Raw genomic sequence first — 25,821 nt, 5'->3', positions numbered from 1 at the left:
CTACGTCGCCACTGTGGGGGTTCGGCAAGTTGGAACGCCGGAATGAGTGCGGATGAATGCCATATTCATCCGCAGTTCTTCCGCTGAACATCGTTCATCACTGCCCTACGCTGCGGGGGTGACCCACTACGTGGACAGCGAGGTCGGTCGACTCGGCACGGTGCTGTTGCACCGACCGGGTCCGGAACTGGCCCGCCTCACCCCCCGCAACAACGACTCGTTGCTCTTCGACGCTATCCCATGGGTGGGCCGGGCCCAGGAGGAGCACGACGCCTTCGCCGCCGAGCTGCGCGGACGGGGCGTGGAGGTGCTCTACCTCGCCACCCTGCTCGCCGAGACGCTCGCCGTCGCCGAGGCCCGCGCCGAACTCACCGAGCAGGTGCTCGCGTCGCCCCGGCTCGGCGACACCCTGCGCCGCCGGGTCGCCGACCACCTCGCCTACCTCGACCCCGCCGCGCTCGCCGACGTGCTCATCGCCGGCCTCGCTCACGAGGAGGTACGGATCAGCGCCGAGCGCCCCGGCGGCCTGGTCTGGACGATGATGGACCGGCACGACTTCGTCATCGACCCGCTGCCCAACCTGCTCTTCACCCGGGACTCGTCACTGTGGATCGGCGACCGGGTCGGGGTCACCAGCCTCGCCATGCCGGCCCGCCGCCGGGAGACCACGCTGACCGACGCGATCTACCGCCACCACCCCCGCTTCGTCGGCACCCGGACCGTCTACCACCCCGGCCTGGAACACCTCGAAGGCGGCGACGTGCTGCTGCTCGCCCCCGGGGTGCTCGCCGTCGGGGTGGGCGAGCGGACCACCCCGGCCGGCGCCGAACGACTGGCCCGGCAGGTCTTCGCCGCCGGCCTGGCGCACACCATGCTGGTGGTGCCGATCGCCCAGGAACGGGCCACCATGCACCTCGACACCGTCTGCACCATGGTCGACGTCGACGCGGTGCTGATGTACCCCAACGTGGCCAGCACGCTGTCCGCGTACACGGTGATCGCCGGGCCGGACGGCGAGCCCCGGATGGACGGCCCCGCGCCGTTCCTGCGCGCGGCGGCCGACGCGATGGACCTCGACCAGCTCCGGGTGATCGACACCGGCCTGGACCCGGTGACCGCCGAACGCGAGCAGTGGGACGACGGCAACAACACCCTCGCCCTGGCCCCCCGGCTCTGCGTCGGCTACGAACGCAACGTGGAGACCAACGCCCAACTGGAGCGCGCCGGCATCGAGGTCATCCCGATCGCCGGCTCGGAACTGGGCTCCGGCCGGGGCGGCCCCCGCTGCATGTCCTGCCCGCTGGTCCGCGAGCCGCTGTGCCCGCCCGCCGGCTGAACCGCCCCACCCGGGCCGACCCGGCCGGCCGCCTAGCGGAGGGTGAGCTGGCGGCCGAGCAGGCCCTGACGGGCCCGGCGGCCGGCGGCGTCCAACGGCTCCTTCTCGGCCAGCGCGTCGGCGTACCGCTTGGCGAACGCGGCCACCGGCTCCTCCCACTCGGCGGCCGGTACGTCCTCCGGCAGGTCCCACACGGGTGCCAGCCGGCCGTGCGCCCGGAACATGCCGGCGAACTTCGTGCCCTCGCCGAGGGTGAGCGCACCGGCGACCGAGAGCCGGGAGAGCGCGTCCAGCGCGGCGTCCTCGTCGTCGCCGAGCACCCAGCGCACGTGCGCCTTCTCCGGCACCTGGCACCAGTAGGCGGCCCGTGCGGCGGCCAGCTTCACGGTCGGATAGATCGCCGCGTTCGCCCGCTCCAGGGACGCCTGCACGGTCGGGTCGTCGGCCGCGCCCGGATCGAGCCAGAACTCGAAACCGTCGTGCATCGTGATCTCCAGCGGGCCGTCCACCAGGATGTCCTGGAGGCGGGGGCCGGGGCCCGGCAGCGGCGGCACCGTCACCGCCCCGCCCGGCTCGGTACGCAGCGCGCAGAGCAGCGCGTCGGCCAGGTCCCGGGAGACGTCGCCGGACTGTTGGTGCCGCTGGAGGCCGATGAACACCCGACCGTCCGGCTTGGTCATCGCCGGGGCGGCCATCGGCAGCACGGTCGCCAGGGTGACCGGGCGGTCGCCGTGCTCCTCGACCAGGTCCGGGGTGAGCCGCAGCGGTGCCGAGGCGGCCGGTACGAGTTCGCGCAGGGCGATCCACTCCGGCTCGTCCGCCAGCCCCTCGAACGGACGGGGGACGAAGACGTCCCGGATCTTCTCCCGGCGGGGAGCGGCCTCGGCGCGCTGGTTCTTTCGACGCTTGCTCACGGCGAGACAGCCTAGAGCCCGCCGGGCGGCGGTGGGGGAAGGACCCGCCCCGGTCAGCCGGCGGCGACCAGGTCCGGCCGGCAGTCGGCGGGGTCGAACTCGGCCCAGACGCTCTGCCCCAGGCCGTCCCGGTCGACCCCCCAGCGGCTGGCCAGCCCGGCGACGATGTGCAGGCCCCGGCCGTCGACGGCGTCCGTGCCGGCGGCCCGCATCCGGGGGCCGGCCCCGGCACCGCCGTCGGTCACCCGGACGGAGACACCCGGCCCGGTCCGGGTCGGTCGCAGCCGCCAGGCGACCCGGACCACCCCGCCGGGCAGCGGGTCGGCGTGCCGGACCGCGTTGCCGACCAGTTCGGCCAGGACGGCCACCAGGTCGGCGAGGAGCGGTGGGGGCACCAGGTCGGCCAGTTCGTCGGCGAGCCGGTGCCGGGCCAGCCGCGCGCCGGTGGCGTGGTGGGGGACCACCACACACCACGAACGCTCGACTCGTCCCGTCGACACCCCGGCTCCTTCTCGGCCCGTGCCCGCGGTGGGTCGTCCGGCCCACCGGCGGCTCACCCGCGGGGGAGCCGCACCTCTGCGACGGTACCGCCACCGTCGCGTGGACGTAGGGATACCCATCCATTCTGCTGTTCAACGATCCGGCGGACGAGATAGAGGCCGAGTCCGGCACCCGGATAGGCCCGTCGGTCGCCGGACTCGCCCTGCCAGAACCGGTCGAAGGCGCGTTCGACGTGTTCCGGCCGGATACCCACCCCCCGGTCGGTCACCCGGAACGACACGGTCTGCCCGTCGGCCGACGCGAACACCTCGATCGGGGAGTCCGCCGGTGCCCACTTGCCCGCGTTGGTGCACAGTTCGGTCAGCACGGTGGTCAGGCTGTGCCGGTCCCCGAGGGCCTTGGGCAGGTCGGCCGGCGCGTGCAGGAACAGGCGTCGGCGCAGGTCGCCGGGGAGGTCCAGGACCGCCGCGCGCAGCGCCTCACCGAGGTCGAACGGTACGGCCGGCTCGCCGTCGGAGCGTACGTCGGTGGCCGAGGTGAGCAGCCGGTCGACCAGCCGGGCCAGTTCGTTGGCCCGTTGACCGATCACCCGGGCCGCCTGCCGCCGGTCGTGGTCGGTGAGCGACTCCCAGTGGTCGGTGAGGGTGTCGGCGTACCCCTTGATGACGGTGACCGGGGTGCGCAGCTCGTGGCTGGTGACCGCGACGAAGAGGTCGCGGTCGGACTCCCGGCGTCGCTGGTCGGTGATGTCGCGGAAGGTGATCACCCGCAGCGTGCCCGGCCCGACCAGCTCGCCGGTGGTGATCCGCAGCCACCGCCCGTCCGGGAGCTGGTGGTCGAGCACCTGGCCGGCCGGCGGGAGCGGGAACGGCAGCGGCCGGTTCATCGCGTCACCGGTGCTGCGCCCGGTGACCTGGGTGGCGGCCGGGTTCCACAGCCGGACCCGGCCGTCCCGGTCGACCACGGCCAGGCCGTCGGCCAGCGCCGCGACGACCGGGCCGTCGCCGTGCACCGGCAGCCCGCTCTGGTCGCCGTACATGTGGGCGATGCAGGAGGCGAGGTAGCCGAGGGTGGCGTGCTGCACGCGGTCCTCGGTCTCGTCGTCGTCGGTGTAGAGGGCGTGCAGGGTGCCGACGGTGAGCCCGTTGAGTTCGGCGCGGGCGACGATCATGCGGCGCAGGCCGTCGCCGACCAGTTCCGCGGCGAGCGGACCGTCGAGGTGGTCCAGCCGGGCCTGCCGGACCCGGGGCCCGGTGAGCAGGCAGACGGTGGCCGGGTCGGAGGCGGGCAGCGGGCGGCCGATGGTCCACTCGGCGCAGCCGCTGGCGGCGATCACCCGGCCGCCGGTCGGGGCGAACTCGACGAAGGCCACGCAGGCCGCGCCGAGCGTGGGGCGGGCCGCCCGGAGCAGCGAGGTGAGCACCGGCAGGCCGGCCTCACCTGAGTTGATCATCTCGATCACCGCGCCGTGGTCGGTGATGAGGGTGGCGAGATCGGGGCGCTCCGGCATGCCCCGAGTCTGCCCCGTACGAGGCGGTTCGGGCACCCCCCGCAGGTCACCGGGCTCCGGCAGCCGGTGCCGACCCGACCGCCCGGCGTCGGCCGGGGACCGGTGTGAGCCGGGCGTCACCGGCCCAGCCGGGCCAGGGTGTGCGCGGGCCGGTCGGTGATCACCCCGTCCACCCCCGCGTCGAGGACCAGCTCCAGGTCGGTGGGCTCGTTGACCGTCCAGACGTACACCGGGTGGCCGGCGGCGCGCAGCGCGGGCACCAGCTCCGGGCGGGCCCGGACCAGGCCGATGCCCGGCCCGGCGATCCGGGCCCCGAACGGCAGCCGGCCGAGCCGCAGCCAGCGCGGCAGCACCTCCAGCAGCAGCACGGTCGGCAGCGCCGGGGCCAGTTCGCGGACCCGGCGGACCGCCAGCGGGGAGAACGACATCACGGTGACCTGGACCGGATCGTCCGGGCCCGGCTCGGCCAGCCCGTGCCGACGCAGCAGGGTCACCAGCCGACGCTCGACGTCCCCCCGGTAGCGGGACGGGTGTTTGGTCTCCACCAGCAGCCGGACCGGGCGACCGGCGTCACGGACGGCGGTCAGCAGCCGGTCCAGGGTGAGCAGCCGGGTACGGGTGTCGTCAGGTGCCGCGTCGCCGTCGGCCGGCGCGCAGCCGGGATGCCAGGAGCCGAAGTCCAGGGTCTCCAGCTCGGCCAGGGTGCGGGCGCTGACCAGGCCGTGACCGTTGCTGGTCCGGTTCAACCGCCGGTCGTGTACGCACACCAGGTGCCCGTCGCGGGTCAGCCGGACGTCGCACTCCAACCCGTCGGCGCCCTCGTCGAGGGCCCGCAGGTAGGCCGCCAGGGTGTGCTCGGGCAGGTCGGCCGACGCGCCCCGGTGCGCGAAGACCAGTGGCTCAGCCATCCTCCGCTGCTCAGATGACCTGGCCGGGCTGCCCGTCCCCGGTGACGACCGGCCTGCCGACGGCCGCCCACTGCCGCATCCCGCCGTCGGCGTTGCGTACCTGCTCCCAGCCGTTGCCGAGCAGGTAGCCGACGACCTGGGCGGAGCGCCCGCCGGAGCGGCAGATCACCGCGACGTCGCGGTCGGTGGGCACCTCGGCGAGCCGGGCCGGCAGTTCCATCATCGGTACGTGGTGCGCGCCGGGCGCGTGGCCCGCCGCCCACTCGTCGTCCTCGCGGACGTCGAGCAGGTAGGTGTCGTCGTCGATCGCGGTCACGGGGACACTGGGAACCTGGGATCCGAACACGGTCGAAAGCCTAGATCCTCGGTGCCGTCGGCGGCACGTCAGCGCTCGGCGTGGCGACCTGTCGGCGGGTGGGCGCGGCGGGACGGTCAGAGCCGGTTGACCCAGCGCGGGTTGGCCCGGGACCAGTCGGGCAGCCGGTCGGTGCGGACGGCGTCGAAGAGTCCGCCGCCGCCGTTGTCGAGCACCACGTACGAGATGCCGTCGATGGTCTGCGGGTAGGACGGGAGCTGCACCCCGTGCAGCTCGTCGGCGGGCAGCGACCGCAGGGCGAACAGCAGCTCGTCCAGGGGTACGCCGTTGGTGTCGACGGTGAGCGCGCTGCCGACCGCCCGCAGCACCCGGTCGAGTTGCACCGGGTCGGTGCGCAGGTGGGTTTCGCCGGCGCGGTCCATCATCGCCCGCAGCATCTGCTGCTGGTGCCGCTGCCGGTCGTAGTCGCCGTTGGGCAGGTCGTAGCGCTGCCGGGCGTAGTCCAGCGCCCGTGCGCCGTCCATCTGCTGGCAGCCGACCGGGAAGACGACGCCGGTGTGGATCGAGCGGACCTCGGTGTCGACGCACATCCGGATGCCGCCGAGCAGGTCGATGACCTGCCGGAAGCCGGCGAAGTCGACGAGGGCCGCCCCGTCGAAGCGGATGCCGGTGAGCCGGGTCAGGGTGGCCGAGAGCAGGCGGGTGCCGCCCTCGCCGCCGCCGCCGTGCTCGTACGCCGCGTTGATCTTGTCTTGGCCCCCGCCGTAGCCGACGCCGTCGGGGGGGATGGCGACCAGCAGGTCCCGGGGGACGGAAATCAGGTACGCCTGCCGCAGGCCGGGCGGCACGTGCACGATCAGGATGGTGTCCGACCGCTGGTCCGGCCCGGCTGCGCCGGGGCGTCGGTCGGAGCCGACGATCAGGTAGTTCAGCCCGGTGTCCAGTTCGGTGCGGGCCTGCCGGGCGTCGGGGGCGAGCAGTTGTTCCTTGCTGACCGTGCGGTCGTAGCGGTGGGCGAGCAGCCGCACCCCGACCACGGCGAGTCCGGCGAGCAGGACCAGGGCGAGGCCGACGCCGAGCAGGGCCCGTGGCCAGCGTGCCCGGCGCCGGCCGGGAGGCGGTGTGCCCCGCCCCCGGTCGGATCGCGCTGACCTGGCCGTGACGCCCTCCCCGTGGCCGCAACGTGAATATCTCTCACGTCAGGCTACGGCGGGTCGGCCGGCTCCCGGGCCGGTTCGCGCGACTACCGGCCGGTCACTTACGGGTGGACAGCACGCTCGGGTTGGCGTACACGAACTCACCCAGCCGGTCTTCCTTGATCGCCTGGAACATGTCCAGCGTCTGCTGGCTGAGCGCCTCACGGTTGTTGGCGTTGCCGTTGAACGTGCCGCCGTTGGTCCGCAGCATGGTCAACTCGTTGGCGGTCACCCCACGCATGGTGAACACCAGGTCCGCCACCGGCACGCCCCCGGTGTCCAGGATGAACGCCTTACCGGCCGCCTTGATCAACTGGTTGACCTTGACCGGGTTGGTCAGCATGCCCTTGTCGGTGGCCTTGCGGGCCATCGCCTTGATCAGCTGCTGCTGGTTCTGCTGCCGGTCGTAGTCGCTGTTCGGCAGGCCGTAGCGCTGCCGCGAGTAGTCGAGCGCCTGGAGGCCGTTCATCTCCCGGCAGCCCTTCTTGTAGACCACCGGGGTCATCGGCCGGCCGGTCTTCTTGGCGTCCGCGTTCCACATCTGCTTGCCGTCCACGATCATCATGTGGTGCGACTTCACCTCGTGGCTGACGCAGATGCGCACCGTGCCGAGGGTGTCGATGACGTTCTTGAAGCCGCCGAAGTTGATGATCGCGGCCCCGTCGAAGCTGACCCCGGTCATGTTCTTGATGGTCTGCGCCATCAACTGCGCGCCGCCCTCCCAGCCGCCGCCGTTGCGCGCGCCGGCCTGGAACGCCGCGTTGATCTTGTCGGTGCCGCCCTTGAACCCGCTCTTCTTGAACGGCGGGATCTGCGCCTCGGTGTCCCGGGGGATCGAGATCAGGTACGCCTGGTCGTGGCTGGCCGGGATGTGCAACACGATGATGCTGTCCGAGCGGACGTCGTCGGCGGCCCAGCGCTCCCGGGCGTCCACGCCGAGCAGCAGCATGTCGATCGGGCCGTCGAGGTTGGCGCCGCCCTCGGCCTCGGTCTTGCCCGCCCCGCCGAGCAGGTTGCGCTGGGCGATGTTGCCGGTGGCCTGACTGATCAGCGCCTTGCTGCCGACGATCGCCACGCCGCTGGTCAGCATCAGCACCGCGCCGAAGACCACGGTCAGCCGCGCCCAGAGGGGGTCCTTGCGCCGGGCGCGCTTGCGGGCCGTCGTGGAGGGCCGACCGCCGCGACCGCCCGGTGACGGGACGGCGGCCGACGCCCGGTAGGGGTCGGCGCTCAGCGACGATGGGCGGGGGCTGGTCTGAACCGGCATGCGTGCTCCAGCTCGCGTGATCGGGGGGCGGGACCACTTTACGTACCGCTTCCCGGCAAGGCGAGGTCGTCACACGCACAAATCCCAGACAACCTGACCTTTAGCCCCATGATTCATCCGTTCGGGCGAATCGATGCGACCGGACGGCTGTTGGCGTCCGATGATCTAGCGGTCCGGAAACGACCTCTGATGACGTCCGTCGAAATCTGCCTGACACACGGGGGCGGACCGGGCCGGCCCGCCCCCGTGCCGGGCGACGTCTCAGTTGCCGTTGCCGGCGGCGGCCTTCTTGTCGGCCGCCACCCAGTCCGCCATCGTGTCGGCCGACATCGCCTTGTACATCGCGAGCGCCTTCTCCCGGTCGGAGACCACCACCGACTCGCCGTTGATGGTGTCGCTGCCGAGGTTCGGGCTGGTCAGGAACGTCAGGTTCTCCCCGCGCAGGTTGCGGAACTGGATGGCCATGTCGCCGAGGGAGAACTCCTGGTCGACGGTCACCGCCGCGGTCACCGAGCGGAGGAAGTCGTTGAGCTTCTTGGGGTTGGTCAGCGTGCCCGTGCTGGCCGCCTTGTCCATCAGCGCCCGCAGGAACTCCTGCTGGTGGCGCATCCGGGCGAAGTCACCCTGGGGGAACTGCTTGCGCTGCCGGATCCAGTCCAGCGCCGTCGCGCCGTCCATGTGCATGGTGCCCTTGGTGAACTTCCGGTACGGCTTGTGGATCGAGGTGATGCTCTGGTCCACCTTCAGGTCGACCCCGCCGACCGCGTCGGTGACCTCCTTGAAGCCGCCGAAGTCGATCGCCATCACGTGGTCGATCCGGACGTCGGTGAAGCACTCCACGGTGCGTACCGCCAGCGGCAGGCCACCGAAGGCGAACGCCGCGTTGATCTTCGCGCGCCGCTCGGAGGTGCACTCCGCGCCGTCGACCTGCGGGATCGGCACGTACAGGTCACGCGGGACGGAGACCAGGTAGGCCGACTTGTGGTCGGCCGGGATGTGCATGACGATCAGCGTGTCCGCCCGCCACTCGCCCTGCTTGTCGACCGGCGCGTCCGGGTCCCGCGAGTCCGAGCCGACCAGCAGGATGTTGAGTGCCCCGTCGACCGCCTTCGCCGGCCGGCCGCCGGTGATCTCCGAGAACGGGTCGGTGCGGGCCAGGTCGTCGTTGAGGTTGCGGGTGTAGAACCACGCCCCGACCCCGCCGAGCAGCGCCAGGACCAGCACCGACACGCCGGCCACCAGGGCGATCCGCCCCCAGCGCGGGCGCGGCCCGCGCCGGCCGTAGTTCCCCGGCCCGCCCGGCCCCGAGGGTGTGCCGGGGCCGCCCGGTCCGCCCGACCGGGGCTGGCTCTCCTGGTACGACGGGTACCACTGCGCGTCGGACTGCCCGGAGCGCCCGGTGGGGCCCCGGTCGGCGCCGGGCACCGAGGCCCGGCCCGCGCTGCGGTGCAGGTAAGGGAGCGAGGCGCCGGCTGACGAGGTCGCTGACATGCGTTTCAGCGTACGTAGGCGGGTCGAGCGTTCGCTGAATGTGAAGCCCGCCGGCCGTCCCGCGTGGCGCGGGGGAGCTACCCTAGCCGGTCGCGGAAATGGTCGATGGTGCGTCGCAGGCCCTCATCGGGCGAGACCTCCGGCTGGTATCCCAGCAGGTCCCGGGCGAGGGTCAGGTCGGGGCGGCGCATCTCCGGGTCGTCCGCGCTGCGGGTGACGTAGGTCACCTGTGACGTGCTGCCGGAGAGTGACACGATCGTCTCGGCGAGTTGCCGCATCGTCATCTCGTGTTCGGTGCCGCAGTTGATCGGGCCGGTCTGCGTCGAGTCGAGCAGCAGCAGGATGCCGCGCACCAGATCGTCGACGTAACAGATCGACCGGGTCTGCTCGCCCGTGCCGTGCACCGTGATCGGTTCGCCGCGCAACGCCTGGGAGATGAAGGTGGGGATCGCCCGGCCGTCGTCCGGACGCATCCGCGGGCCGTACGTGTTGAAGATCCGGACGATCGCCGCGTCCAGCCCCCGGCTGCGGTGGTAGCCCATGGTGGCCGCCTCGGAGAACCGCTTCGCCTCGTCGTAGACGCTGCGCACCCCGATCGGGTTGACGTTGCCCCAGTACGTCTCCCGCTGCGGGTGTTCCTTCGGGTCCCCGTACGCCTCGGAGGTGGAGGCCATCAGGAACCGGGCGTCGTCGGCGACCGCGCGGTCGAGCAGGTGCAGGGTGCCCACCGAACCGACCCGGAGGATCTCCACCGGCAGCTTCGCGAAGTCGGTCGGGCTGGCCGGGGACGCCATGTGCAGGATCGCGTCGAAGCGCTGCGCCAGGGCCGGCTGGTGGGTGGGCAGGCCGTCGGAGATGTCCGCCTCGACCAGGGTGAACCGGGGGTGCTCGGCCAGGTGCGCGACGTTGTCCTTGGAGCCGGTGACGAAGTTGTCCAGCGCGACCACCGTGCACCCGCGCTCGATCAGGGCGTCCACCAGGTGCGACGGCACGAACCCGGCGCCGCCGGTGACCAGGACGCGGTGACCGTTTCCGAACCGCTGGGCAACCTTCATGGCGGCCAGCCTACTTCTCCCCGCCGCCCGGGGTCCGGTCGACCCGAGGCAGTGGCGTGCCCCGTACCCTGCCCGTCCCTGCCTTCGTGGGTGCTTCCCGGGTGCGTCACCGGGCGACCGAGCCGGGCCGACGGGGTGGGCCCCCGACGCGAGCGGTCGCGTCGGGGGCCCGTGGTGCGCCGGTTGCTCAGTGCGCGCCCGCGCCGGTGAGGGCACGCACCTCCAACTCGGCGTACTTGTCCTCGTCGTGCTCCTTGGAGATCACCGTGCCGATCCAGCCGCAGAGGAACCCGAACGGGATGGACAACAGGCCCGGGTTGGACAGCGGGAACCACTGCCAGTCGTGGTCCGGGAACATCGAGGTCGGTGCCCCGGAGACGACAGGTGAGAAGAACACCAGGAACACGGCCGAGATCAGGCCGCCGTAGATCGCCCAGACCGCGCCCGAGGTGTTGAACCGCTTCCAGAACAGGCTGTAGAGGATCGCCGGCAGGTTGCCCGAGGCGGCCACCGCGAACGCCAACGCCACCAGGAAGGCCACGTTGAGGCTCTGCGCGTAGATCGACAGGGCGATCGAGACCGCGCCGATGACCAGGGCCGAGATTCGGGCCACCCGGACCTCCTGGCGTTCGGAGGTCTGCCCCTTCTTGATCACGTTGGCGTAGAAGTCGTGCGCCAGGCTGGACGACGAGGCCAGGGTCAGGCCGGCGACCACCGCCAGGATGGTGGCGAACGCGACCGCCGCGATGATCGCCAACAGGGTCGCCCCGCCCAGGTCGCCGCCGAGGAAGGACTTGCCCAGCTCCTCGGCGAGCTGCGGCGCGGCGGTGTTGCCGGCCTTGTCCTGCGCGATGATCTCCTTGCCGCCGACCAGCGCCGCCGCACCGAAGCCCAGGGCCAGCGTCAACAGGTAGAAGGTGCCGATGATGCCGATCGCCCAGAGCACGCTCTTGCGGGCCGCCTTGGCGGTCGGCACCGTGTAGAAGCGGATCAGGATGTGCGGCAGGCCGGCGGTGCCGAGCACCAGGGCGATGCCCAGCGACAGCAGGTCCATCTTGTTGTAGAAGGTCTGGGTCGAGTTGCCGGCCACCTCGACGCCGTAGCGCAGCCCGGGTTCGAGGAACGCGCTGCCCTTGCCCGACGTGGCGGCGGCGTCACCGAGCAGCGCCGACAGGTTGAAGTTGTACTTCGCCAGCACCAGCACGGTCATCACCAGCGCGCCGGTCATCAGCAGGAACGCCTTGACGATCTGGACGTACGTGGTGCCCTTCATGCCGCCCACGGTCACGTAGATGATCATCAGGGCGCCGACCATGATGATGGTGGCCACCTTGGCGGTGTCGGCGTCCATACCGAGGAACGTCGTGCCCGGCTTGATTCCCAGCAGCAGCGCGACCAGGGCGCCCGCGCCGACCATCTGGGCCAGCAGGTAGAAGATCGACACCGTGATGGTGGAGACCGCCGCCGCCGTACGCACCGGCCGCTGACGCATCCGGAACGCCAGCACGTCGGCCATCGTGTAGCGGCCCGAGTTGCGCAGCAGTTCCGCCACCAGCAGCAACGCCACCAGCCAGGCGACCAGGAAGCCGATGGAGTAGAGGAAGCCGTCGTAGCCGTACAGCGCGATGATGCCGGCGATGCCGAGGAACGACGCGGCCGACATGTAGTCGCCGCCGATCGCCATGCCGTTCTGGAAACCGGAGAAGGACCGGCCGCCGGCGTAGAAGTCGGTGGCCGTCTTGGTCTGCCGGCTGGCCCAGATCGTGATCGCCAGCGTCACCGCCACGAACACCAGGAACAGGGTGATGGTCAGGTTGCGGGCGGTGCCGCCGCCCGCCTCAACCGCGAGGACCGTGTTCACGGGTCACCTCCCCGATCTCGGCGCGGATGCGGTCGGCGGTCGGGTCGAGCTTCCGGTCGGCGTACCGGGAGTAGAGCCAGGCGATGAGGAACGTCGAGACGAACTGGAGCAGGCCGAAGATCAGCGCCACGTTGATGTTGCTGCCGAAGAGCTTCGTGCCCATGAAGTCCCGCGCGTAGGCGGAGAGGATCACGTAGAGCGCGTACCACAGGAAGAACGCGACGGTCATCGGGAAGACGAAGCTGCGCAGCGCGCGGCGCAACCCGACGAACTCGTCCGACCGTTGTACGGCCAGATAACGCTCCGCCGCCGAGTCGGCCGGGGCGGGCGTGGGTGTGTCCGTGGACATCTGTGGATCACCACCTTCACAGGCATCGGGAGTTTCGCGCACCGTAGAGAGCGGCCTGCCTGCGAGAAAAGGTGCAGATCGATCCCGGCGATCCCCTGCGCCGAACGGTCCCCCACCTGCGCCCAGTGACCCACGTCACCCCGCTCACCGGCCCACCCCGCCTGCCCTCGATCGACTCTCGTGGGCCGGAATGGCGGTATCCGACCGCCCAGGACGCCGCTACATCGGCGACATGGCGATGCCACCCCGGGCGGCTCGGGCGGCTCGGGCGGCTCGGGTCAGGGAAGCTGGTGGTAGCGGCCCCGGTGGTGCAGGAGGGGCGGGGTGTCGGCGACGATCTCGACCGTCTCGATGGTGGCCTCGACGAGGAGGGCCCAGCCGTACTCCCGGGCGGTGTCGAGGCGGCAGCCGGCCCAGCTCCCGGCGTCGGCGGGCACCGGCCCGTAGGGTGTGTCGGTCCACGCGTCGGTGGCGAACAGGCCGCCCGGCGAGGGGAAGAGCCCGGCGAACCGGTCGGCGAGCTGCCGGTGGGACGGCCCGAGCGGGGCCACCGCGAACCGGCCGGCGTCCTCGATCGCCGTCCACAGGTCGGCCTCGGGGTCGATCAGGCCGAGCAGCCGGTCCGGCTCTCCCTCGGCGACCAGGGTGGACGACACGGTCAGCCCGGCCGGGCCGGGAGCGGTCCAGAGCGTCACCGGCGCGGCGAGCCGCCCCCGCAGCCGACGGGCCGGCGAGCGTTGCCCGGTCGGCACCGCGAACGGGTCGGTGTGGTGGATCTCGGCACCCGGTTCTGGATTCACGTGAAACATTGTGGCCCCCGCCGCCCGGCATGTCCCATGATCGTCCGCACCCGACCGCCCGCGCCGGAGGGACGACGTGCGGGCCACTGAGCGTCGACGACCGGCTGGCGGATCAGCTACCGGAGGGTGGTCCCGCGTCGTGGTCCGCTGCATCCCGAGGGGCAGAGTCCGCACCCCGAGGGGTGCGGCCCGCCGTCCGGGGCGTGCCGTCCGTCCCGCCGGGCAGGGTGGCGCGGGCGGCGGCGAGCACCTGCGGGTCGGCGCACCCGCCCGCGTAACCGGCGATCCGGCGGCGGATGTCCCGGGTGAGCAGCCACACGCCGATCCGGTCGGCGACCGGCCGCAGGAACGCCGGCCGGCAGCGGAAGCTGTACCGCCAGGTGGCGACCGTGTGGCCCGGCTCGGGTGCGGGGGCGAACCGCCAGCCACCGGCGAACATCTCGAAGAACCACGGGCCGCGCACCATCTTCATCCCGACGTTCGTCGGCGGGGCGAAGGAGACGTACTCGCTGATCATCACCAGGCCGTGCCGGGACCGGGTGAAGGTTCGTACCCCCTTGCCGGGGCGGGTGGCCCCGTCGACGAAGTGCTGCTCGCGGACGAACGGGTCCCACCGGTAGCGCACCGGCGCGACGGTCTGCGACACCGCGAACGCCAGGTCCGGGGGAATGCCGACGGTGGTCACCGCCTCGACGACAGGCATCAGCGGCGGGGGGTCACGGTCGACAGCAGCTCCGGCATCCGACGGTCCAGCACGTCCCCGGCCAGGTACGCCCCGAGCAGCGCCGCCCCCACCCCGTACGCCGCGCCGACCGGCAGGGCCAGCCAGAGCCACCCGTCGCCGAGCAGCCCGGCGGCCACCACCATCGGTACGGCGGCAGCCGCCGAGCCGACCATGGACAGCAGGGTGAGCATGCTCTTGGCGACCCCGGAACCACCGTTCATCGCGAACGGGTTGCTCGTCTCCGGCAGCGAGTACGCCCCCAGCACCGAGATGAACCCGTTGATCGCCAGCCCCACCCCGTACGAGGCGAGCAGCGCGCCCGCCGCCACCCCGAACCACTCCGGTCGGCCGAGCACCCCGCTGATGATCAGGGAGACGACGCCGAGCATCGGCAGCACGTACACGGAGAAGGCGGTCATCCGGGCGCGCAGCTCCAGCCGACCCGGCACCCCGGCCACGACGTTCGCCGCGTAGGCGCTGCCGTCGAAGCCGAACTGGTTGGCCAGGGTCACCGAGGCGAGCACGCCGACGAAGAGCATCGAGATGCTGAGCAGCACCGGCGACGGGTCCCCGGTGGCCTCGAAGCCCTCCTCGCCGACGGCGAACCCCGCGCCACCGAGGTTGACCATCACCGGTACGAAGATCCCGACCACCGCGATGGTGATCAGATTGGCCCGTCGTCGGGCGTCCCGCCACCAGTAGCGGCACTCGCGGGCCACCAGCGCGCCGAACCGGTCCCGGCGGGCCCAGCCGACCGCCCGGGGGAAGAGTTGGGCGACCGCGCCGCCGGTCGGTGCCCGGCGGGCCTTGGCCGGGGCGGCGCTCGCCGCGCCGACCATCGCCGACTCCAGCGACCGGGACCACCAGAGCAGCAGCGCCCCGATGGTGACCGCGGTGATCAGCAGCTTGACCGGGACCGCCCAGGCCCGGCCCTCGGCCACGTCCAGGCCGATCGTCCAGGGTGCGCCGAACGGGGTCCAGCCGACGATCCGGGCCACCCCGACGAGCCGGTCCCAGTCGGCGGTGCGGACCGCCGCCAGCACCACGAGCTGCAACGGGCCGAGTGACGCGGCGACCACGGCGAGCAGCACGGCGGCCAGGTCGCGTACCCGCCGGGACCGCAGCATGGTGGCGAACGCGCTGGTCACCGCGCGGCTGGCGGCGACGCAGAGCAGCACCCCGGCGACCACGCCGAGGGCGGCGACGACACCGGCGACCGCGCCGCCGAGCAGCGCGGCGCTGACCACCAGCCCGGTGACCGCGACCAGCACCGCGAACACCGGGACGCTGACCAGGGCCGCCGCGAACAGCCCGGTGACCAGGGTGCGGCGGGACAACGGCAGCAGGGCGAAGCGGGCCGGGTCGAGGGTCTCGTCGACGCCGAAGAAGACCAGTGGCAGCAGCAGCCAGCCGAGCACCAGCACCCCGCCGCCGAAGGCCGCCGCCATCACCGCGTAGCGGGGTTCGTCGGCGAAGCCGGGGGCGGCGAACATGAGGAAGCCGCCGGCCGCGAACCAGAGCCCGACCAGCACGCCGGTCACGAACAGGGCGACCCGCCAGCCCTGGCCCCGGAAGTTGTTGCCCATCACCCGCAGCTTGAGCCGGACGAAGTGGCGCGGGGAGACCGCGCGGACCCGAGTGGGGGGCGCGGGCGCGGTCACCGGGACAGCCACGCCAGCTCCTCACCGGTCGCCGTCCGGCCGCCGACGACCTCGACGAAGACGTCCTCCAGGGAGCGGTCGCCACGTACCTCGGCGAGGGTGCCGACCCGCTTGATGGTGCCCTCGGCGAGGATCGCCACGTGTGAGCAGAGCCGCTCGACGACCTCCATCACGTGACTGGAGAAGACGACCGTCCCGCCGCCGACCACGTACCGGTGCAGGATGTCGCGGATCAGCGCCGCCGACACCGGGTCGACCGCCTCGAACGGCTCGTCGAGCACCAGCAGCCGGGGGCCGTGCAGCAGCGCACAGGCCAGGCCGATCTTCTTCTTCATGCCGGCGGAGTAGTCGACCACCAGGGTCCGGCCGGCGTCGGTGAGGGCCAGCACGTCGAGCAGTTCCGCCGCCCGCTGGTCGACCACCGCCGGGTCCATGCCGCGCAGCAGACCGTGGTACGCCAGCAGCTCCGCGCCGCTGAGCCGGTCGAACAGGCGTACTCCGTCGGGCATGACGCCGAGCAGGCGTTTCGCCTCGACCGGGTCGCCCCAGACGTCGTGCCCGAGCACCCACGCGTTGCCGTGGTCGGGCCGCAGCAGCCCGACGGCCATCGACAGGGTGGTGGTCTTGCCGGCGCCGTTGGGGCCGAGCAGGCCGTAGAACGAGCCGGCGGGGACGGCCAGGTCCACCCCGGCGACCGCCACCTTGCCGTCGAACTGCTTGGCCAGGCCACGGAGTGCCAGCGCAGGGTGTTCACCAGTCATGCCCCGACCGTATCCGGACCGGGCGAGGGGCCGCTCCCGCCAGGGGACGATCCCGGTTCATCCCCGAGACGGACGCCCCCGGTGCGGCGTCAGTGTCGCCAGGGGCCAAGCCGCCCTGACCCCTGTGCTTCAACGATCGAGCCGCGCAGCGCGCATTGCACCAAATGAGGACGTTCAGCCGCGTACGCTCCGGAGGCGTCAGCAGGCGCCGGCGGTCAGACCTTGTGTTCGCGGCGTCAAGGAGCCAGCGGCGGCGGGTGGGGCAGCGGGTGGGCGCCTTCGGGGCGTAGGCCGTCGAAGATGATGGCGAGGTATCGCTGCCACAGGTCGGGCGGGGCGTCCGGCACGTAGCTGGTGACGTAGTTCGGCGCGCACATCAGCAGGATGACGTCCGTGCCGGTGACGTCGGCCCGCACGGCGCCGTGCTCGCGTGCCCGGTCAACCAGCGTGTGCACGGTGTCGAACATCTGCGAACGGACTTGGGTGACCTCCGCGTTCAGCTCGCCGGCCTCCTGTAGGAACGAGAGGTCGCGTTGTTGTCGCTGATGCGCGGCGACGGTGAGGAACTCCAGCAGTGCCGCGCCTGGATCCGCCGCGTCGAGCAGTCGGTCGCCGACCGTGTTGAGCGCATGGATCCGGTCGAGGACGATCGCGGCGATCAGGTCATCCTTCGTGGCGAAGTGGCGGAATACAGTGCCCTTCCCGACGCCGGCCCGGCGGGCGATATCGGCGACTGAGGCGTCCAGGCCGCGCTCGGCGAACTCGTCCGCAGCCGCAGCCAGCAGCAACTCCCGGTTGCGAGCGGCGTCGGCACGCAGGGGACGGGTTGAGGTCACTTCCGCACACTAGCAAGTTGACCGCCGGGTCCGCTTATTGCTAGCTTCACCGCAACAACATGACCGCGCGGTCCGTTTTTGGGGGAATGCATGAAGGCAGTTGTCGCGACCGCCTACGGACCACCCGAGAAGTACACGGTGGCCGACGTACCGGTGCCCCGACCCGGTCCGGGGCAGATCCAGGTTCGGATCGCCGCCGCCTCGATCAACCCGGCGGACGTCCGGCTGCCCGGCGGCGATTTCCGCGACGTCATGCCACTGGCATTCCCGCACGTGCCCGGCAACGACTTCGCAGGCACCGTCAGCGAGGTCGGTGCTGGCGTGACGGCCTACCAGGTGGGCGACGAGATCTTCGGCCAGGCCGTTCCCCGGGCACTGCGCGCGATGGCCGGTGCGACCCGGCCGTCGCTGAGCACCGGCTCGCTGGCCGAGTACGCGGTCTTCGAGGCCGACACCCAGTTCCTGGCACACCGCCCGGCCGGCCTCAACATCGAGCAGGCAGCGGCCCTGCCCACCATCGGCCTGACCGCACGAGCGCTGATGGCCACCGCCAAGATCCAGCCCGGTGAAACCGTCCTGGTCATCGGCGCCACCGGCGGTGTCGGCACCGCGGTGATCCCGCTGCTCGCCGCCGCGAAAGCTCGGGTGATCGCCACCGCGACCGACGCCGATGCCGACATCCTTCGCGGCCTCGGCGCCGACCAGACCATCGGGTACGCGGAAGCCGAGTACCCGTCCAGCGCCGACGTCGCGTTCAACCTGACCCTGCCGAGCGACCACCTGACCGCAGTTGCAAGCGCCATTCGTCCAGGTGGACGCCTCCTCACGATCACCCTCCCGGTGCCGCGGCAGGAGTGGATCGGCCGCGACGACGTGCGCCTGCACTTCGTACTCGATAGGGACGGCACATTTGGCGGAATGCGCGAGGTCGGCGAACTGGCGGTCCGTGGCGAACTACCGGCCACCATCGGCCGCCGCTACACCCTCGACGACGGCGTTCAAGCATGCGTGGACTTCGTCCGCCTGCACACAACCGGGAAGCTGGTCGTCACCCTGCTTGAGCCCGGGCAGGATGCGGTCGTTGACGTTGGCCAGGTCGTACACGCCGTCGGTGTCGATCAGCAGCGTGTCGGTCAACCGCGCCAACTCCATCAACCTGGTCAGGCTGGCGCTGGGTCGACTCGACCCATGTCCGCCACGACCATCACGGCCCGGTGAACGTCCCACCCGCTCAACAGTCCCCGTTCCCGGCCCAACCGGTCATCCCCAACCAGGCCACTGTCAGCAGCCTCCGAACCCGACGCAACTGACGGGCTGTATGGGCACGGGTTCCGACCGATCGGGACGAACCGGTCAGGAGCGCAGCGACTCGGGGGCGTGCAGGCGGAGCATGGTGGCTCCGACGTCGACCGGGGTGCGGCGGCGGGTCGCCATCGACACCGCGATCATCACGGTGAAGGCGAGCGGCACCGTCCAGGCGGCGGGCTGCGTGGTCAGGGTGGCCGGCCAGCCGGTCAGCGGCGGCCCGAGCACGGTGATCAGCACCGCGCCGATCGCCGCGCCGCCGCCGACCAGCACCCCGGCCGCCGCGCCGAGGTCGGTCAGCCCGCGCCACCAGATGCCGAGCACCAGCAGTGGGCAGAAGCTGGACGCGGCGACCGCGAAGGCCAGCCCGACCACCTGGGAGACGTCCAGCCCGGAGACGTTCAGGGCGAGCACCGCCGGCACCCCGCCGGCGATCACCGTGGCCAGCCGGAAGCCGCGTACCGAGCCGTGCCCCAGCACGTCGGTGGAGATCACCCCGGCGACGCTGGTGAGCAGCCCGGACGAGGTGGACAGGAACGCGGCGAACGCCCCGGCGGCGACCAGGGCGGAGAGTAGCCGTCCGGTGACGCCGTCACCGAGCGCCGCCTCGGGCAGCAGCACCACCACCGCATCGGTCTGCCCGCTGACCAGCAGTTGCGGGGTGTAGATCCGGCCGAGCACGCCGTACAGGGTGGGCAGCAGATAGAAGACGCCGACCATGGCCAGCACCACCAGGGTGGTCCGCCGGGCCGCCGCGCCGTCGGGGTTGGTGTAGAAGCGCACCAGTACGTGCGGCAGTCCCATGGTGCCGAGGAAGGTCGCCAGGATCAGCGAGTAGGTGGCGAACAGACCCCGGTCGTCGTCCCCGGCGGCGCTGGGCAGCAGCCAGTCGGCGGCCCCGTTGGCGACCCCGGACACCTCGGGCACCGGGTCACCGGCGGCGAAGCTCAGCTTGTCGCCGGGGCGTACCTCACGGATGGTGCCGTCGGGGAAGGTGAGGGCCGCGCGGTGCTCGACCACGACGGTGGTGGCGGTGCGGAACGCCGGTCCGTCGGGCGGGGTCACCGCCGGGCGGGCGTCGGCCTGCCACTGGAGGGCCAGGAAGATCGCGGGTACGGCGAGCGCGGTCAACTTCAGCCAGTACTGGAACGCCTGCACGAAGGTGATCGCCCGCATCCCGCCCAACGCCACGTTGGCGGTGACCACCGCGGCGACCAGCAACGCCCCCACCGGGTACGGCGAGCCGGCCACCGTGGCCAGGGTCAGCCCGGCGCCCTGCAACTGCGGCACCAGGTAGAGCCAGCCGATGAAGATGACGAAGACGGTGGCCAGGGTGCGCAGCCGGCGGGAGCCGAGCCGCAGCTCGCAGAAGTCGGGCAGGGTGAACGCCCCGGAGCGGCGCAGCGGCGCGGCGACGAAGAGCAGCAGCGCCAGGTAGCCGGCGGCGAAACCGACCGGGTACCAGAGCACGTCGACGCCGTACTTGAGGATCAGTCCGGCGATGCCGAGGAAACTCGCCGCCGACAGGTACTCCCCGCCGATGGCGGCGGCGTTCCAGGTCGGACTGACCGTCCGGGACGCCACCAGGAAGTCGGAGGTGGTCCGGGCCAGGCGCAGGCCGTAGAAGCCGATGCCGACGGTGATCAGGGTGACCGCGACGATCGCCGGTACGACGTACCCGTTGCCCATCTCAGCGTTCCGGCCGCTGGACGAGGTCGACGAAGTCCTGTTCGTTGCGTTCGGCGAGCCACACGTACGCCCAGCCGACGGCGATGAGGAAGGGGAACGAGACCACCCCGAGCAGCAGCCAGGGCAGGTTGACGCCGAGCACGGTGACCCGGCCGACCGGGGGTGCGATGGCGAACAGCCAGGGCAGCCCGCCCAACCCGATCAGCACCAGCAGGCTCAGCCGCAGGGCGAGGGTGAGCTGTGCCCGGACCAGGCCCCGAACCAGCGCCTCACCGACCCGGGTCTGCTGGGTCAACTCGGTGCGGGTGTGGGCGGCCCGGGTGTCCCGGCGGGAGACGCCGGCCAGCACGATCCGTACCCGCCCGGCCGGCCGGGCGGCCGGCGGCCCCGGGTCCACCGGTAGCGGCTCGGGGTCGTGGTCGGCGGTCACCCGGGCAGTCTCGTCGGCCCCACCCGAATGTCAAGTGCCGTCCACCGGGGGTGTGGACAACCTGTGGACAAGGCGGTCGGCCTGTGGATGACGGTGGACGACCTGATGACCAGCATGGCGTTACGTCTGATTCGTCCTCACCGGAACGTCACCCGGAGATCATCTGTAACGGCCTTGCCGGCATTGACCCAGGCCCCTACGCTGGGGCAGCCAATCCCTTTCTCATCGAACACGGGGTTTCTATGCGCAAAATTCGCACTCTCCTCGGCGTCGGTCTCGCCGGAGCATGTGCACTCGCCGTGGTGCCGGGTACGGCCTCCGCGGCTCCCGTCTCCGCGCCGCTGCAGAAGTCGGCGGCCCTCGACGACGTGACCGGCGCCTACTACCCGGTCTCCCCGGCCCGCCTGCTGGACACCCGCGACGGCACCGGCGCCCCGGTCGGCAAGATCGGCGCCGGCAAGAAGGTCGACCTCCAGGTCGCCGGCCGTGGTGGCGTACCGGCCAGCGGCGTCGGCGCGGTCGTGCTGAACGTGACCGTCACCGGTCCCAGCGCCGCCAGCTTCCTCACCGCCTACCCGACGGGTGAGTCCCGGCCCACCGCCTCCTCGGTGAACTTCGCCAAGGGCTGGCTGGGCTCCAACAACGTCACCGTGAAGCTCGGCTCCGGTGGCAAGGTCTCGGTCTACAACAACAGCGGCTCGACCGACGTGATCGTCGACGTGGTCGGCTTCTACGCGGGCGACAACAGCCTCACCAACCGTGCCGGCGGCCAGTACGAGTGGTACCTGCCGGAGCGCATGTGGGACAGCCGCGACGACCCGGAGGGCAAGCCCCCGGCCGGTCAGGTGCTGGAATACTCGCTCGACTTCGGCGACGAGTACAACCCGCACGTCAAGTCGTTCGTCTTCAACGTCACCGCGGTGTCGCCGGCCAAGTCCGGCTTCCTCACCGCGTGGTCCGGCAAGGGTGCCCGGCCGGCCGCCTCGACGGTGAACTACCTCGCCGGCAAGAACGTGCCGAACCTGACCTTCGTGCAGACCACCCCCTGCACCGGCACCGAGCAGTACAACTGGTGCATCGCAGGTGCGCCGAAGTTCAGCATCTACACCTCGCAGTCGGCGCACGTCCTGGTCGACCTCGTCGGTGTGGTCGACGACGGCGAGTCCCCGTACGGCATGCGGTTCGCTCCGCTGAGCCCGACCCGGATCGTCGACAGCCGTTCCAACCTGGGCATCTCCGGGGCCATCCCGGCCAACGGCACCCGCAAGGTGACCGCCCCGGCCGAGATGGTCACGCCCGACACCGAGGTGCTGGCGATGAACGTCACCGCCGTCACCCCGACCAACAACACGGTCATCACCACCTGGCCGGCCGACTTCGACGGGGTCAACAAGCCCTCCACCAGCAACCTGAACCCGTACGCGGGCCAGGTCGTCTCCAACGGCGTGCTGGGTGTCATCGGCCCGAACTACGCGTTCAACGTCAACAACCTGTCCGGCAGCACGCACCTGGTCGCCGACGTGGTGGGCACCTTCTACTACCCGCCGGCCTCCACGGCCAAGTCGGCCACGTCGCTGAAGGGCGGCAAGGCCAAGCCGAGCGCGGCTCCGGCCGCGAACCGGCGCTGACCGGCAGTCGCCACGACGGTTGACCGTCAGTAGTCACCCGCAGAGCGCCCCGACCACCCGGTCGGGGCGCTCTCGCGTTTCCGTGAACGCCGGGCCCGCGCCGTGGTGGATGAACCGGCTCAAGTGCCGGTCGTCGATCCGGTAAGGGCGCAATGCCCTTTCTTGGCATTCCATCGATATGGCCTTGCCGCTCGTGATCACCGCCCATAGTGTGTGGTCCACAATCACTCTTCCTTCTTCACGGGGTAATGCATGCGCATTTTTCGCGCTCTACTCGGCATGAGCATTGCCGGGGCCTGTGCGCTGGCCGTACTGCCGGGGGTGGCGCTGGCCGCGCCCACCGCGCCGTACACGGTCCTCACCGTCGACGTCGGCGACCAGACCGGCGGCTATCCGATCTACCGGTCCGACGTCTTCGACCGTGACAACTCCACCGTCTCCGTGGTCGCACAGGACAACGACCGGCTGGCGGTCGACACCACCCGGGCCGGCTCCTACGTGCGGCTCACCATCCAGCCGCCGGCCGGCGAGCAGTGGACGGCCGGTCAGACCTACCAGGCGACCTGGCAGGGCGACGGCGGCACCGCCGCCATGGACCTGGCCTCCGACGGGCGCGGCTGCGGCCACGTCACCGGCTGGATCAAGGTCCGGCAGGCCGACCGGGACAGCGACACCGGCCGGGTCGACGCGTTCGCCGCCGCCTACGAGTACAGCTGCCGGGACAGCACCTACTACACCGGCACGGTCAGCGGTGAGCTGCGCTGGAACTCGTCCGTGGACTACGCGGTCGCGCACGGCGAGCCCAACCCGGTCAGCTTCAACTACCAGGAGATCGCGGTACCCAGCGCGGCCAAGACGGTGACCTTCCGGTCCGTCGGCAGTGCGCCGATCACCTTCGGGGCGGCCAGCCTCGGCGGCCCGACGCCCGAGGCGTTCGCGCTGCTCGGCTCGAACTGCACCGGCCGGACGCTGACCCCGGGGCAGACCTGTACGGTCTCGGTCGCGGCCAACCCGACCAAAGAGGGGGTGCAGCAGGCGAGCCTGCTGCTCGCCGACGACAGCGCCTCCGGCACCCGCCGGGTGCAGTTGGCCGTCGAGGGCTTCCGGGGCGTCACCGGCAGCTACTACCCGCTGGCACCGAAGCGGCTGATGGACACCCGGTCCGGCCTGGGCGCGCCCAAGGCCAAGATCGGCCCGGGTAAGAAGGTCGACCTCCAGGTCACCGGCCGGGGCGGGGTGCCGAGCAGCGGTGTCGGCTCCGTCGTGCTGAACGTGACGGTCGTCGGCCCGACGGCGGGGAGCTTCCTCACCCTCTACCCCGCCGGCCAGAGCCGCCCGACCGCGTCCTCGATCAACTTCGCGAAGTCGTGGCTCGGCTCGAACAGCGTCACCGTCAAGGTGGGCTCGGGCGGCAAGGTGTCGGTCTACAACCACGCCGGGTCGACGGACGTCGTGGTCGACGTGGCGGGCGTCTGGGCCGGGAACAACTCGCTCTCCAGCCGGGGACAGGGCGGCCAGTACCAGTGGATCAAGCCGTACCGCCTCTACGACACCCGGGAGGAGGGCGGTCCCCTGAAGGCCGACTACATCATGTGGAGTTGGCTCAGCTTCGGCGACCTCAACACCCACGTCAAGGCGCTGGTCGTCAACATCACCGCCGTCTCGCCCCGCAAGGCCGGCTACCTGACGGCGTGGACCGGGCAGGGGGACGTACCGAGCGCGTCGACGGTCAACTACCCGGCGGGCAAGGTGGTGCCGAACCTCGCCATCGTGGAGACCGTCGAGTGCACCGAGTGCGGCGGCAGGCGGGCACCGCAGTTCTCGATCTACACCTCGCAGACCACCCACCTGGTGGTGGACGTGGTGGGCGTGATCGACGACGGCACGGTTCCGGACGGCCTGCGGTTCACCCCGATGTCGCCGACCCGGATCGCGGACAGCCGGATCGGCCAGGGCCTGCCGAGCGTGCTCGGGCCGGCCTCGGTCGGCAAGGTCACCGCACCGGCGAGCATGCTGACCCCGAGCACCCAGGTGCTCGCGATGAACGTCACCGCGGTCACCCCGACCAGCAACACCGTGCTCACGGTGTGGCCGGCCGACTCGGCGATGACCCGGCCCACGGCGAGCAACCTCAACCCGGCCGCCGGGCAGACCGTCTCCAACGCGGTGCTGGGCATCCTCGGTCCCACGCAGGGCTTCAACGTCTACAACCACTCGGGTAACACCCATGTGGTCGCCGACGTGGTCGGCACGCTCTGGCTCTACCCGGCCACGGCCACCCCGCCCACGGGCCGGGCCACGTCGCCCGGCAGCGGGCTCAAGGTGATCGACTCCGGCGTGGGTGCCCCCTCCCCGCGCTGACCCGCCACCGACGGCGAAGGGCGCCCCGGCCTCGGCCGGGGCGCCCTTCGCCGTTCCCGCGTCAGGGGGCCGATGTTGCGGCATCCGGGGCACTGCGTCACCGCAACATCGCCGACATCGCGACGATCATGGCCGCGCCCGGCTCAGCGGGTCCAGTCCTGTTTGGCGGCGCGGACCAGCTTGTCCTTCAACTCCCGGGTGTGCCGGCGGCTCACCGGCAACTCGGCGGCGTCGATCAGCACCACGTACCCGGAGTTGACCAGGCGCAGCTCCGCGATCAGGCGCAACTGCACCAGGTACGACCGGTGGATGCGCACGAAACCCGCGTCCGCCCAGCGTTCGGCGAGGGTGGCCAGGGACACCCGGACCAGGTGCGAGCCGTCGGCGGTGTGCAGCCGCGCGTAGTCGCCCTGCGCCTCCACCCAGCGCACCGCGGAGCGGGGCAGCATCCGGGTCGTCCCGGCCAGCTCAACCGGGATCGTCGGGTCCTCCTCGGCGCGGGCCAGCGCCGCCGGGTGCGACGGCACCACCCGCGAACCGATCACCCGGCGCAGCGACTCGGCCAGCCGTTCGGCGCGTACCGGCTTGCGGACGTAGTCGGTCGCGCCCAGGTCGAACGCGTCGACCGCGCCGTCGTCGTACGCGGTGACGAAGACGATCGCGGGGGGCCGGGCGAACCGGCGCAGCACCCGCGCCAGTTCCATCCCGTCCAGGCCGGGCATCCGGATGTCCAGGAAGACCACGTCCACGTCGGTGTCCCGCAGCACCCGCAGCGCCTCGGTGGCGTCACCGGCCGTGTGCAGCCGGGCCACCCGGGGATCGGCCCGCAGGTGGTACGCCAACTCGTCGAGCGCCGGTGGCTCGTCGTCGACGGCCAGCACCCGCAGGAACCCGGACGCGTTCACCGCGCCGGCCCGCTCGC

24 protein-coding genes are annotated in these 25,821 nt (G+C 71.8%); 4 read left to right on the top strand and 20 right to left on the bottom strand.

Features of this window, described 5'->3' with window-relative positions; translation table 11 throughout:
- Positions 1–118 precede the first annotated feature (118 nt).
- Positions 119–1,336, top strand: a complete 1,218-nt coding sequence (locus FJK98_RS32555; RefSeq protein WP_145922416.1) for an arginine deiminase — start codon at positions 119–121, stop codon at positions 1,334–1,336.
- Positions 1,337–1,368: 32 nt separating this feature from the next.
- On the opposite strand, the gene FJK98_RS32550 is transcribed toward FJK98_RS32555, so the two are convergent.
- From FJK98_RS32550 to FJK98_RS32475, 16 genes are all read right to left on the bottom strand, one after another.
- A complete protein-coding gene (locus tag FJK98_RS32550) occupies positions 1,369–2,250 on the bottom strand; it encodes a DUF5926 family protein (protein WP_145922415.1) in 882 nt (293 codons plus the stop codon).
- 53 nt (positions 2,251–2,303) lie between these two features.
- On the bottom strand, positions 2,304–2,750 hold the full coding sequence (locus FJK98_RS32545) for an ATP-binding protein (protein WP_145922414.1): 447 nt from the start codon (positions 2,748–2,750) through the stop codon (positions 2,304–2,306).
- Positions 2,751–2,803: 53 nt separating this feature from the next.
- Positions 2,804–4,261, bottom strand: a complete 1,458-nt coding sequence (locus FJK98_RS32540) for an ATP-binding protein (protein ID WP_145922413.1) — start codon at positions 4,259–4,261, stop codon at positions 2,804–2,806.
- 116 nt (positions 4,262–4,377) lie between these two features.
- Positions 4,378–5,169, bottom strand: coding sequence for a glycerophosphodiester phosphodiesterase family protein (locus tag FJK98_RS32535; protein WP_145922412.1), 792 nt, complete (start codon positions 5,167–5,169; stop codon positions 4,378–4,380).
- Between the two features lie 10 nt (positions 5,170–5,179).
- A complete protein-coding gene (locus tag FJK98_RS32530) occupies positions 5,180–5,515 on the bottom strand; it encodes a rhodanese-like domain-containing protein (RefSeq protein WP_088643589.1) in 336 nt (111 codons plus the stop codon).
- A gap of 86 nt (positions 5,516–5,601) precedes the next feature.
- The gene (locus FJK98_RS32525; protein WP_240762512.1) at positions 5,602–6,522 is read right to left on the bottom strand and encodes an LCP family protein; all 921 of its coding nucleotides are present in this window, start codon (positions 6,520–6,522) and stop codon (positions 5,602–5,604) included.
- Positions 6,523–6,739: 217 nt separating this feature from the next.
- Complete coding sequence (locus FJK98_RS32520) at positions 6,740–7,948, bottom strand: LCP family protein (RefSeq protein ID WP_145922410.1); 1,209 nt, start codon at positions 7,946–7,948, stop codon at positions 6,740–6,742.
- 261 nt (positions 7,949–8,209) lie between these two features.
- Positions 8,210–9,439 (bottom strand): LCP family protein, encoded by a 1,230-nt coding sequence (locus tag FJK98_RS32515; RefSeq protein ID WP_145922409.1) that lies wholly within the window; start codon positions 9,437–9,439, stop codon positions 8,210–8,212.
- 77 nt (positions 9,440–9,516) lie between these two features.
- The gene (locus tag FJK98_RS32510) at positions 9,517–10,494 is read right to left on the bottom strand and encodes a GDP-mannose 4,6-dehydratase (RefSeq protein ID WP_145922408.1); all 978 of its coding nucleotides are present in this window, start codon (positions 10,492–10,494) and stop codon (positions 9,517–9,519) included.
- A gap of 187 nt (positions 10,495–10,681) precedes the next feature.
- Positions 10,682–12,355: a cation acetate symporter gene (locus FJK98_RS32505; RefSeq protein WP_145922407.1), complete on the bottom strand. Its 1,674-nt coding sequence runs from the start codon at positions 12,353–12,355 to the stop codon at positions 10,682–10,684.
- The gene (locus FJK98_RS32500; RefSeq protein WP_145922406.1) at positions 12,333–12,704 is read right to left on the bottom strand and encodes a DUF485 domain-containing protein; all 372 of its coding nucleotides are present in this window, start codon (positions 12,702–12,704) and stop codon (positions 12,333–12,335) included. Before FJK98_RS32500 ends, FJK98_RS32505 begins: the two co-directional genes overlap by 23 nt.
- A 278-nt stretch (positions 12,705–12,982) precedes the next feature.
- The gene (locus FJK98_RS32495; protein WP_240762510.1) at positions 12,983–13,657 is read right to left on the bottom strand and encodes a flavin reductase family protein; all 675 of its coding nucleotides are present in this window, start codon (positions 13,655–13,657) and stop codon (positions 12,983–12,985) included.
- Positions 13,617–14,207 (bottom strand): SRPBCC family protein, encoded by a 591-nt coding sequence (locus FJK98_RS32490; RefSeq protein WP_228543264.1) that lies wholly within the window; start codon positions 14,205–14,207, stop codon positions 13,617–13,619. Before FJK98_RS32490 ends, FJK98_RS32495 begins: the two co-directional genes overlap by 41 nt.
- The gene (locus tag FJK98_RS32485; protein ID WP_145922404.1) at positions 14,207–15,901 is read right to left on the bottom strand and encodes an ABC transporter permease; all 1,695 of its coding nucleotides are present in this window, start codon (positions 15,899–15,901) and stop codon (positions 14,207–14,209) included. The genes FJK98_RS32490 and FJK98_RS32485 overlap by 1 nt, the downstream gene beginning before the upstream one ends.
- Positions 15,886–16,650 carry an ABC transporter ATP-binding protein gene (locus FJK98_RS32480; RefSeq protein ID WP_088643579.1) on the bottom strand — a complete coding sequence of 255 codons (765 nt, stop codon included), beginning with the start codon at positions 16,648–16,650 and terminating at the stop codon, positions 15,886–15,888. The genes FJK98_RS32485 and FJK98_RS32480 overlap by 16 nt, the downstream gene beginning before the upstream one ends.
- Before the next feature lie 236 nt (positions 16,651–16,886).
- Positions 16,887–17,486 (bottom strand): TetR/AcrR family transcriptional regulator, encoded by a 600-nt coding sequence (locus tag FJK98_RS32475; RefSeq protein WP_145922403.1) that lies wholly within the window; start codon positions 17,484–17,486, stop codon positions 16,887–16,889.
- A 90-nt stretch (positions 17,487–17,576) separates the two neighbouring features.
- Here FJK98_RS32475 and FJK98_RS32470 point away from each other — a divergent pair, with 90 nt between their 5' ends.
- The gene (locus tag FJK98_RS32470) at positions 17,577–18,704 is read left to right on the top strand and encodes an NADP-dependent oxidoreductase (RefSeq protein WP_145922402.1); all 1,128 of its coding nucleotides are present in this window, start codon (positions 17,577–17,579) and stop codon (positions 18,702–18,704) included.
- 135 nt (positions 18,705–18,839) lie between these two features.
- On the opposite strand, the gene FJK98_RS32465 is transcribed toward FJK98_RS32470, so the two are convergent.
- Together FJK98_RS32465 and FJK98_RS32460 are read right to left on the bottom strand one after the other, a co-directional pair.
- Positions 18,840–20,480 (bottom strand): cation acetate symporter, encoded by a 1,641-nt coding sequence (locus FJK98_RS32465; protein ID WP_145922401.1) that lies wholly within the window; start codon positions 20,478–20,480, stop codon positions 18,840–18,842.
- A 1-nt stretch (position 20,481) separates the two neighbouring features.
- On the bottom strand, positions 20,482–20,877 hold the full coding sequence (locus tag FJK98_RS32460; RefSeq protein WP_145923124.1) for a hypothetical protein: 396 nt from the start codon (positions 20,875–20,877) through the stop codon (positions 20,482–20,484).
- A 275-nt stretch (positions 20,878–21,152) separates the two neighbouring features.
- On the opposite strand from FJK98_RS32460, the gene FJK98_RS32455 reads away from it, so the two are divergent.
- On the top strand, positions 21,153–22,538 hold the full coding sequence (locus FJK98_RS32455) for a hypothetical protein (protein WP_145922400.1): 1,386 nt from the start codon (positions 21,153–21,155) through the stop codon (positions 22,536–22,538).
- Between the two features lie 33 nt (positions 22,539–22,571).
- Here the strand turns inward: FJK98_RS32455 and FJK98_RS32450 are convergent, their stop codons facing one another.
- Positions 22,572–22,766, bottom strand: coding sequence for a hypothetical protein (locus FJK98_RS32450; RefSeq protein WP_145922399.1), 195 nt, complete (start codon positions 22,764–22,766; stop codon positions 22,572–22,574).
- Positions 22,767–22,817: 51 nt separating this feature from the next.
- Between FJK98_RS32450 and FJK98_RS32445 the strand changes: the two genes are divergently transcribed.
- Positions 22,818–24,899, top strand: coding sequence for a choice-of-anchor D domain-containing protein (locus tag FJK98_RS32445; RefSeq protein WP_168222597.1), 2,082 nt, complete (start codon positions 22,818–22,820; stop codon positions 24,897–24,899).
- A gap of 143 nt (positions 24,900–25,042) precedes the next feature.
- Here FJK98_RS32445 and FJK98_RS32440 read toward each other — a convergent pair whose 3' ends face one another.
- Positions 25,043–25,804 (bottom strand): LytTR family DNA-binding domain-containing protein, encoded by a 762-nt coding sequence (locus FJK98_RS32440; RefSeq protein ID WP_145923123.1) that lies wholly within the window; start codon positions 25,802–25,804, stop codon positions 25,043–25,045.
- Positions 25,805–25,821: the final 17 nt, after the last annotated feature.

The organism is Micromonospora sp. HM134, from assembly GCF_007833915.1.
In the GTDB taxonomy this organism is placed as follows: Bacteria; Actinomycetota; Actinomycetes; order Mycobacteriales; family Micromonosporaceae; genus Micromonospora; species Micromonospora wenchangensis.
Note: the sequence above shows the minus strand (reverse complement) of the source record. Positions and strands in the feature narration are given on the sequence as shown.